General features: G+C 52.3%; 2 tRNA genes and 2 rRNA genes (1 of these 4 cut by a window edge). All 4 read left to right on the top strand.

Annotated elements, in window-relative coordinates:
• Positions 1 to 343: 343 nt before the first annotated feature.
• Positions 344 to 1902, top strand: a 16S ribosomal RNA gene (locus HNQ81_RS17070).
• 192 nt (positions 1903 to 2094) lie between these two features.
• Positions 2095 to 2171, top strand: a tRNA-Ile gene (locus tag HNQ81_RS17065).
• Positions 2172 to 2179: 8 nt separating this feature from the next.
• Positions 2180 to 2255, top strand: a tRNA-Ala gene (locus HNQ81_RS17060).
• Positions 2256 to 2459: 204 nt separating this feature from the next.
• Positions 2460 to 3206, top strand: a 23S ribosomal RNA gene (locus tag HNQ81_RS17055) (it continues 2195 nt past the right edge of the window).
• Together the 16S and 23S rRNA genes with 2 tRNA genes alongside form the textbook arrangement of a ribosomal RNA operon.

Genomic DNA, 3206 nt, shown 5'->3' with positions numbered 1-3206 from the left:
CTTGACATGGTCCAGGAGATACAGTAGTTTGCCGCGGTCTTTGGGTGACGGGACGTGTTGAATGAAGCGCGTGTGGTTGCGAAGAGGCGTGGCGGAGTTGGGCGAGTTTTTTTATTGACAACCCGTTTTGAACAGTTTAGATTGAAGAGCTCCGCGGGGCAAACTGCGGTCCCGGTCATTCGCTGGCCGGGGGACATGATCCTTGAAAACCAAATAGCAACATACAGCAGACGGGCCCGACGTGTTCTTAGGGACACAGAGGGTTTCTTTGTAATTCGAAGAAGCTCTTATATACATAAGCACTATATAAGTAACTGACTGTCACAGGTCGGTTCAGGATATCAAACTGGAGAGTTTGATCCTGGCTCAGAACGAACGCTGGCGGCGTGCTTAACACATGCAAGTCGAACGCGAAAGGGACTTCGGTCCCGAGTAGAGTGGCGCACGGGTGAGTAACGCGTAAGTAATCTACCCCCGCATTCGGAATAACTCGTCGAAAGGTGAGCTAATACCGGATACGTTTATCTTGATGCGAATGATGATAAAGAAAGGTGGCCTCTTCATGAAAGCTACTGTGCAGGGATGAGCTTGCGTACCATTAGCTAGTTGGTAGGGTAATGGCCTACCAAGGCGACGATGGTTAGCGGGTCTGAGAGGATGATCCGCCACACTGGAACTGGAACACGGACCAGACTCCTACGGGAGGCAGCAGTGAGGAATATTGCGCAATGGGGGCAACCCTGACGCAGCGACGCCGCGTGGATGATGAAGGCCCTTGGGTCGTAAAATCCTGTCAGATGGAAAGAAATGTATAGCAGCTAATATCTGTTATATTTGACGGTACCATCAAAGGAAGCACCGGCTAACTCCGTGCCAGCAGCCGCGGTAATACGGAGGGTGCGAGCGTTGTTCGGAATTACTGGGCGTAAAGCGCGCGTAGGCGGTTTGCTTAGTCAGATGTGAAAGCCCTCGGCTTAACCGGGGACGTGCATTTGAAACTGGCAGACTTGAGTACTGGAGGGGGTGGTGGAATTCCCGGTGTAGAGGTGAAATTCGTAGATATCGGGAGGAATACCGGTGGCGAAGGCGACCACCTGGCCAGATACTGACGCTGAGGTGCGAAAGCGTGGGGAGCAAACAGGATTAGATACCCTGGTAGTCCACGCCGTAAACGATGAGAACTAGGTGTTGGGATGGTTAATCGTCTCATTGCCGCAGCTAACGCATTAAGTTCTCCGCCTGGGGAGTACGGTCGCAAGATTAAAACTCAAAGGAATTGACGGGGGCCCGCACAAGCGGTGGAGTATGTGGTTTAATTCGACGCAACGCGCAGAACCTTACCTGGTCTTGACATCCCGGGAATCTTGTGGAAACACGAGAGTGCCTCGCAAGAGGAGCCTGGAGACAGGTGCTGCATGGCTGTCGTCAGCTCGTGTCGTGAGATGTTGGGTTAAGTCCCGCAACGAGCGCAACCCCTATCTTTAGTTGCCATCATTAAGTTGGGCACTCTAAAGAGACTGCCGGTGTCAAACCGGAGGAAGGTGGGGATGACGTCAAGTCCTCATGGCCTTTATGACCAGGGCTACACACGTACTACAATGGCCGGTACAAAGGGCAGCGACACAGCGATGTGAAGCCAATCCCGAAAAGCCGGTCTCAGTCCGGATTGGAGTCTGCAACTCGACTCCATGAAGTTGGAATCGCTAGTAATCGCGGATCAGCACGCCGCGGTGAATACGTTCCCGGGCCTTGTACACACCGCCCGTCACACCACGGGAGTTGGTTGTACCAGAAGCAGTTGAGCTAACCGCAAGGGGGCAGGCTGCCAAGGTATGGCTAGTAACTGGGGTGAAGTCGTAACAAGGTAGCCCTAGGGGAACCTGGGGCTGGATCACCTCCTTTTAAAGGAAGAGGCAGGTTCGCCTGCCGATTTCGGGGATTAACCCTGTCTGCTGTTGCTATTTGGTTTTGAAGGATCGTGACGATCTTTTAACTGAATCATATTTGGAATCGGTATTGAGCCGGTTACGATATGATATGGGTTGTGAACAATGAAATGAGTGTGGCAGAGGTCGGGCTCATTTTTTTTAGCTCGGGCCTATAGCTCAGCTGGTTAGAGCGCACGCCTGATAAGCGTGAGGTCGGTGGTTCAAGTCCACCTAGGCCCACCATTCAGGATGGGGGTGTAGCTCAGCTGGGAGAGCGCCTGCCTTGCACGCAGGAGGTCATCGGTTCGATCCCGTTCACCTCCACCATCTTGTGGTTTGGTATTCGGCTTTTTAGATAAGAAGGCGGATTTCAGGACGCAAGTCTTTGATCTTTGATAATTGAATAGTAGAGAAGTACAAAATCCTTTGTACCGTGCAGATCTGGTGCACCGGTGGGTGAGAGCCTGCCACCGCACATAGACAGGTCGTGAGGTATGAGGGTTACAGTAGCTGAGTTGAATCAGGCTTTATGGATAAGCTACTAAGAGCTAACGGCGGATGCCTTGGCATCGGGAGGCGAAGAAGGACGCGGCAAGCTGCGATAAGCTTCGGGGAGCTGTTAACAGGCTTTGATCCGGAGATTTCCGAATGGGGAAACCCGGCAGGAGTCATATCCTGTCATTTATCACTGAATACATAGGTGATGAAGGCGAACGCAGGGAACTGAAACATCTAAGTACCTGCAGGAAAAGAAATCAAATGAGATTCCGTGAGTAGCGGCGAGCGAAAGCGGATTAGCCCAAACCGGACATTGTCCGGGGTTGTAGGACCCCAACGTGGGATGTAGGATCGATAGTGGAACAGTATGGAAAGGCTGACCATAGACGGTGATAGTCCGGTACACGAAATCGATCCACACCCTAGGGAGTTCCTGAGTACCACGGGACACGTGAAACCCTGTGGGAATCTGGGAGGACCATCTTCCAAGGCTACATACTACCCGATGACCGATAGTGAACGAGTACCGTGAGGGAAAGGTGAAAAGAACCCCGGGAGGGGAGTGAAATAGAAACTGAAACCGTTAGCTTACAAGCAGTGGGAGCACTATGTTGCAAGACAGTGTGACCGCGTGCCTTTTGCATAATGAGTCAACGACTTACCCTATGCAGCGAGGTTAAGCCGAGAGGTGGAGCCGTAGCGAAAGCGAGTCTTAACTGGGCGTTGAGTTGCATGGGGTAGACCCGAAACCGGGTGATCTATCCATGGCCAGGGTGAAGT

Origin of the sequence: Desulfoprunum benzoelyticum, assembly GCF_014201505.1 — a bacterium.
Classification (GTDB): Bacteria; Desulfobacterota; Desulfobulbia; order Desulfobulbales; family Desulfocapsaceae; genus Desulfoprunum; species Desulfoprunum benzoelyticum.
This window is presented reverse-complemented; position numbering and strand designations above follow the sequence as displayed.